The organism is Jannaschia marina, assembly GCF_013404595.1.
In the GTDB taxonomy this organism is placed as follows: domain Bacteria; phylum Pseudomonadota; class Alphaproteobacteria; order Rhodobacterales; family Rhodobacteraceae; genus Jannaschia; species Jannaschia marina.
Map to the genome: position 1 here is coordinate 98,368 of NZ_JABVAX010000009.1, position 6,633 is coordinate 105,000.

5 protein-coding genes (1 of these 5 only partly in view) are annotated in these 6,633 nt (G+C 66.5%); all 5 read left to right on the top strand.

Annotated elements, in window-relative coordinates; genetic code table 11:
* Positions 1-181: 181 nt before the first annotated feature.
* A complete protein-coding gene (locus tag HSX43_RS14680; protein ID WP_179380891.1) occupies positions 182-934 on the top strand; it encodes a PRC-barrel domain-containing protein in 753 nt (250 codons plus the stop codon).
* An 83-nt stretch (positions 935-1,017) separates the two neighbouring features.
* Positions 1,018-1,731: an extensin-like domain-containing protein gene (locus HSX43_RS14685; RefSeq protein ID WP_179380892.1), complete on the top strand. Its 714-nt coding sequence runs from the start codon at positions 1,018-1,020 to the stop codon at positions 1,729-1,731.
* Between the two features lie 97 nt (positions 1,732-1,828).
* Positions 1,829-2,170, top strand: coding sequence for a DUF2853 family protein (locus HSX43_RS14690; protein WP_179380893.1), 342 nt, complete (start codon positions 1,829-1,831; stop codon positions 2,168-2,170).
* A gap of 184 nt (positions 2,171-2,354) precedes the next feature.
* The gene (clpB, locus tag HSX43_RS14695) at positions 2,355-4,970 is read left to right on the top strand and encodes an ATP-dependent chaperone ClpB (RefSeq protein ID WP_179380894.1); all 2,616 of its coding nucleotides are present in this window, start codon (positions 2,355-2,357) and stop codon (positions 4,968-4,970) included.
* 238 nt (positions 4,971-5,208) lie between these two features.
* Positions 5,209-6,633 carry the 5' portion of an FMN-binding glutamate synthase family protein gene (locus tag HSX43_RS14700; protein ID WP_179380895.1) on the top strand. 87 nt of this gene lie beyond the right edge of the window, so the window shows 1,425 of its 1,512 coding nt (coding positions 1-1,425); its start codon is at positions 5,209-5,211; the stop codon falls past the right edge of the window.

Here is a 6,633-nt window from a genome sequence, read left to right on the forward strand (position 1 = left end):
AGGTGGTTTAGTTCTTGATATAAGAGACTAAAATCACCTGTTTTTAGACGGGTGCGACAGAACGCACCCGTCACCGGCCCGGTTCCCGCTAAGCCGTTTTCCGCCGTCACCGACAGGGGTCGGGGAACGATCTGCCGGGGATCCATGTTTCGTCCTCACAATCCAAATGGAGGATGAAACGATGAAAAAGCTGTTTCTGACGACTGCTGCCGCCGCTCTCACCGCGGGTCTTGCGTTCGCGCAGGAGGCAGAGGATCCGAAGCTGCTTCAGGACGTCGACGCGGAGGTCGAAGCGACCGAAGCGCCGGTGGGTGACGACGGTTCGGATGTCGAGACTGCGGAAGACGGTGGCGATGCCGCCGCGCCGCTCGCGACGGAGGAGGCCGAGACCGATCTGGCCGATGGCGAAGATACCACGCTGCCGGCCGACGACGGCAACGACACGGACATGGCCGAGGACAACGATGCGACGACCCCTGTCGATGGCACCGACACGGACGTGGCCGAAGGCTCGGGCGACACGATGAACACGGCGGATGACGACACCACGCTCTATGGTGCTTTCGCCGACACTGCCGTCCGCGATCTCGTGGGCAAGAACGTCATGGCCCAGACGGGCGATAGCGTGGGCGAAGTCGAGAGCCTGGTCTCCGAAGGCGAGGAAGTGCATGCCGTCGTCGGCGTGGGCGGCTTCCTTGGTCTGGGCGAGCATGACGTCGCTATCCCGCTGACCGAGTTCACCGACTCGGAAGACGGTCTCGTCCTGCCGAACATGACGCAGGAAGAGCTGGAGGCGATGGCTGCCTTCGAAGGCGAAGCCGAGGAGCTTCCGATGGATGTCACCGTTTCGGGTGAGCCGGTCGCGGTCGAGGATCCGATGACCGAAGGCGGCGACGACACGGCGATGCCGGTGGAGACCGAAGACAGCTACTGACACGCCGTCCGAGCGATCGAAGGAATTGGCCCCGCCCCGTGCGGGGCCTTTTCTTTTCCGGGGTAGCGGGGCAGGGGAGAGGGATGAAATCCACCCTGCGCTTCCTTGCCCGCTCTCTCGTCCGGCTGGCCCTCGTCGGCGCGCTCTGCTGGGCAGGCTGGTGGCTTCTGATGGACGCGGACAGCCCCTTGCCGCCCGAGTGGCATCCTCTGGAGCCGCTCGATGTCGCGGCCCCTGAAAGCTGGCTCACCGGCATGAAGTTGCGGCGGGCCGTCTCCTCCGAGGCGACATGCCTGTCTGCCCTCGGGACCGGAGCGCGGTTCGAGGCGATGCCGCCGCTCCGGGCGGGAGCTTGCGGTATCGACCCGCGCGTTTCGTTGCGCGGCGTGGGCGACGCGGATCTCGTGCCTGTCGAGACGACCTGCGCCGTCGCCCTTCGCCTTGCCATGTGGGAGCGCCACGTGCTCGCGCCTGCCGCCGAGACGCATCTCGGCAGTGGCATCGCCCGTATCCATCACCAGAGTAGCTACAACTGCCGGCCCATCCGGGGCAGTACCACACGGCTCAGCACCCATGCGACGGGCGAGGCGATCGACGTGCGCGGCGTGACGCTTGCGGACGGCCGCCGACTGGAGCTGCGCGAGAGCTGGAGCGGCGCGGGCGCGGTATCGGACTTCTGGCAGGCGGCGCGGGACGGGGCTTGCACCTGGTTCGTCACGGTCCTTGGACCGGATTACAATGCGCTGCACGCCGACCATTTTCACATGCAAAGCCGCGGCTGGGGTCTCTGCCGCTGACAGCCGGGTAACTTTTCCTTTATTTTCGCAGCCCGTGCGGCAATCATCCGGCCGAGGCGCAAGGAGCGTCCGAACTGCGACCAATGGGGGAGATTCGATGAGCAAACGTGACGAGTTGATCGGCAAGTACGCCGACGCCATCCGCACGAAGGTGGGAGAGGAGCCGGACATGGATCTGCTCCGCAAGGTGACCATCGGCTGCGGGCCGTCGATCTACAACGCCGACAGCGAGACCGTCGCCGCCAGCCAGCCGGGCGAGCTCGAGACGGTGAAGAACAATTTCCTCATCAAGAAGCTGGGCCTGTCGGACGGGCCCAAGCTCGACGAGGCGATCCATGCCGTGATCGAAAAATACGGCAAGTCCGAGCGCAACAAGTATCGCGCCGTGATCTACTATATGCTGACGAAGCATTTCGGGAAGGAAAGCGTCTACGCCTGACGCCGCCCGAACCGCCGAGACTTCGACCCCCGTGCCCCGGCGCGGGGGTTCGCTTTTGTCCCGGTCGCAAAGGGGCGAGCCTTGAGACGCGCGCCGTCGCTCCCCATCTGAAGACAGAGGCCCAGACGGGACCGTGCCGATGTCGGGCGGTGCCACGCCGGGTGCTTATCGAAGGAGAGACGACATGAACGTGGAGAAGTTCACGGAACGCGCGCGCGGCTTCCTGCAGGCCGCCCAGACGATCGCGGCGCGCGAGGGGCATCAGCAGCTGATGCCGGAGCATCTGCTCAAGGCGATCATGGATGATGAACAGGGCATGGCCGCCAACCTCATCACCGCCGCCGGCGGTGCGCCGGAGAGGGTGCGGCAGGCAGTCGATATCGCGGTGGCGAAGCTGCCGCAGGTGTCCGGGGATGCGGGGCAGATTTACCTGAGCCGTGAATTGACCCGCGTGCTCGACGAGGCCGAGAAGGTCGCCAAGAAGGCGGGCGACAGCTTCGTCCCGGTGGAGCGCGTGCTGATGGCGCTTGCCATGGTGAAGTCGAAGGCGAAGGACGCGCTCGACGCCGGTGCGGTCAACGCGCAGGCGCTCAATGCGGCGATCGACGATGTGCGCAAGGGGCGTACCGCCGACAGCGCCTCCGCCGAGGACACCTACGAGGCCCTGACGAAATACGCGCGGGATCTGACGGCCGCGGCCCGCGAAGGCAAGATCGACCCGATCATCGGCCGCGACGAGGAAATCCGCCGTGCGATGCAGGTTCTGTCGCGGCGCACCAAGAACAACCCCGTCCTGATCGGGGAGCCGGGTGTCGGCAAGACGGCCATCGCCGAGGGGCTTGCCCTTCGAATCGTCGATGGCGACGTGCCCGAGAGCCTGCGCGACAAGCGGCTGATGGCGCTCGACATGGGCGCGCTCATTGCCGGTGCGAAATATCGCGGCGAATTCGAGGAGCGGCTGAAGGCCGTGCTCTCGGAGGTGACCGCCGCGGCGGGCGAGATCGTGCTCTTCATCGACGAGATGCATACACTCGTGGGCGCGGGCAAATCCGACGGTGCGATGGACGCCGCGAACCTCATCAAGCCGGCGTTGGCGCGCGGTGAGCTGCATTGCGTCGGCGCGACGACGCTCGACGAGTATCGCAAGTACGTCGAGAAGGACGCGGCGCTCGCGCGGCGGTTCCAGCCGCTCGTCGTCGAGGAGCCGACGGTGCCCGATACCATCAGCATCCTGCGCGGCATCAAGGAGAAGTACGAGCTGCACCATGGCGTCCGCATCAGCGACAGCGCGCTGGTGGCCGCGGCGACGCTCTCGAACCGCTACATCACCGACCGCTTCCTGCCCGACAAGGCGATCGACCTCGTGGATGAGGCGGCTTCGCGGCTGCGCATGGAGGTCGACTCGAAGCCGGAGGAACTCGACGCGCTCGACCGCGACATCCTGCAGAAGCAGATCGAGGTCGAGGCCCTCCGGCTCGAGGATGACGCGGCCTCGAAGGACCGGCTCGAGAAGCTCGAGAAGGAGCTTGCGGACCTGCAGCAGCAGTCGGCCGAGATGACGGCGATCTGGCAGGCCGAGCGCGACAAGCTCGACACGGCGCGCGCGCTCAAGGAGCAGCTGGATCAGGCGCGCGTTGAGCTTGATACCGCGAAGCGCGAGGGCAACTTCGGCCGTGCGGGTGAGCTGCAATACGGGCGGATCCCGGAGCTCGAGAAGGCGCTTGCCGAGGCCGAGAGCCGCGAGGACGAGATGATGGTCGAGGAGGCCGTTCGTCCCGAGCAGATCGCGAGCGTGGTCGAGCGTTGGACCGGCGTGCCGGTGTCCAAGATGCTGGAAGGCGAGCGCGAGAAGCTCCTCCGGATGGAGGACGAGCTCGGCCGTCGTGTCGTCGGACAGCGGCAGGCGGTGACGGCCGTGGCGAACGCCGTGCGCCGTGCACGCGCGGGCCTCAACGACGAGGCGCGGCCCCTGGGCAGCTTCCTGATGCTCGGGCCGACCGGCGTGGGCAAGACGGAGCTGACGAAGGCGCTGGCCGAGTTCCTCTTCGATGACGATGGCGCGATGGTGCGCATCGACATGTCGGAGTTCATGGAGAAGCACGCCGTCTCCCGCCTGATCGGCGCACCGCCGGGCTATGTCGGCTACGACGAGGGCGGTGTCCTGACCGAGGCGGTGCGGCGCAGGCCCTACCAGGTTGTGCTCTTCGACGAGGTGGAAAAGGCGCATCCGGACGTGTTCAACGTGCTTCTGCAGGTGCTCGACGACGGCGTTCTGACCGATGGCCAGGGCCGGACCGTCGACTTCAAGCAGACGCTGATCATCCTGACGTCGAACCTCGGGGCGCAGGCGCTGAGCCGACTGCCCGACGGGGCAGACGCCAGCCAGGCCAAGCGGGACGTGATGGACGCGGTGCGTGCGCATTTCCGGCCCGAGTTCCTGAACCGGCTGGACGAGACGATCATCTTCGACCGCCTTGGCCGCGAGGACATGGACGGAATCGTCGATATCCAGATCGCGCGTCTTGCCCGGCGTCTTGCAGGTCGCAAGATCACGCTGCAGCTCGATGACGCGGCGCGGTCCTGGCTTGCCGACGAGGGCTATGATCCGGTCTTCGGGGCGCGGCCCCTCAAGCGGGTGATCCAGCGCGCGCTGCAGAACCCGCTGGCCGAGATGCTGCTCGGTGGTGAGATCGGCGACGACAGCGTGATCCCGGTGAGCGCGGGGACGGACGGGCTCGTGATCGGGGATCGTGTTTCGACCTCCGACAAGCAGCCGCCCGAGGATGCGGTCGTTCATTGACGCAAGAGGGCCCGCCGAACTGGCGGGCCTTCTTCTTTTTGGTCCGGCCCGATCGAACGAAGATGTGGTTGTCCTTCGGTCGCATAATGCCGAATGCGACGTCTCGATGGTCGACATCTCCGCCGCCACGGTCGCCCGTCCCCCGTCACCGGTGAAACACGTGCCCGTCATCGGCTTCGCTCCGACTTGCGCGATAGGCCCTACCGCCCGATGATCCGCGCAGCAGCAGGAGAGCGCGATGATCATGGTGGAGTGGACGGCCTGGGTGATCGAGTTCCTGGCCCTTGGGTTCGTTTTCGCGATCGGGGTGGGGGTGGCGCTGGCGCTCGTCTTCTTCGTCGTCGACCGGACGCAGACCGAGGACGCGATCCGGCGCAACTATCCGGTGATCGGCCGGTTCCGGCATCTTTTCACAGAGTTGGGGGAGTTCTTCCGCCAGTATTTCTTCGCCATGGACCGGGAGGAGCTTCCGTTCAACCGGGCGCAGCGCGATTGGGTCAAGCGCGCCTGCGACGGCAAGGGCAACACGGTGGCCTTCGGGTCCACCCGCAATATCAACGTGCCTGGCACGCCGCTCTTCGTGAACGCCGCCTTTCCACCGCTCGATCAGCAGGCGGCCAAGACCGACCCGCTCGTCATCGGCCCCGGCGCGCGCGAGCCCTACGTGGCCCCTTCGATCTTCAACCTCTCGGGCATGTCCTACGGGGCGATCTCCAAGCCCGCCGTCCAGGCACTCAGCCGGGGCTGCAAGGAGGCCGGCATCTGGATGAACACCGGGGAAGGGGGGCTCAGTCCCTATCACCTCGAGGGCGGATGCGACATCGTCTTCCAGATCGGCACGGCGAAGTTCGGCGTGCGCGACGAGGACGGGAACCTGTCGGACGAGAAGCTGCGGGAGGTGGCGGCCCATCCGCAGGTCAGGATGTTCGAGCTGAAGCTCGCGCAGGGGGCAAAGCCGGGCAAGGGCGGCATCCTGCCCGCGGCCAAGGTCAACGAGGAGATCGCCGCGATCCGTGGGCTGAAGGTGGGTCAGGCCGGCATCTCGCCGAACCGCCATGCCGAGGCGGCGACGCCCGATGAGCTTCTCGACCTGATCGCACGTATCCGCGACGTGTCGGGCAAACCTGTCGGCATAAAGACGGTTGGCGGTGCGGAAGAGCCCTTCCTCGACCTCTTCGAGGCCATCGCCCGCCGGGGCGTGGCGAGCGCGCCCGACTTCATCACTATCGACGGCGGCGAGGGCGGGACCGGGGCCGCGCCCATGCCGCTCATCGACCTCGTCGGCATGTCGATCCGCGAGGCGCTGCCGATGGTCTCCGGTCTCCGCGATGCCGCGGGGCTGAAGGACCGCATCCGGCTCGTCGCAAGCGGCAAACTCGTGAACCCGGGCGACATCGCCTGGGCGCTGGCCGCGGGGGCAGACTTCGTGACCTCGGCGCGGGGGTTCATGTTCAGCCTCGGCTGCATCCAGGCACTCAAGTGCAACAAGAACACCTGTCCGACCGGCATCACCACGCATCAGAAGCGGTTCCAGAAGGGCCTTGTCGTCGAGGACAAATGGCGCCGTGTCGCGCGCTATGCGGAGGGGATCGTCAAGGAAGTCGAGGTGATCGCCCATTCCGTGGGCGTCAGCGAACCGCGCCAGATGCGACGGCGGCACGTG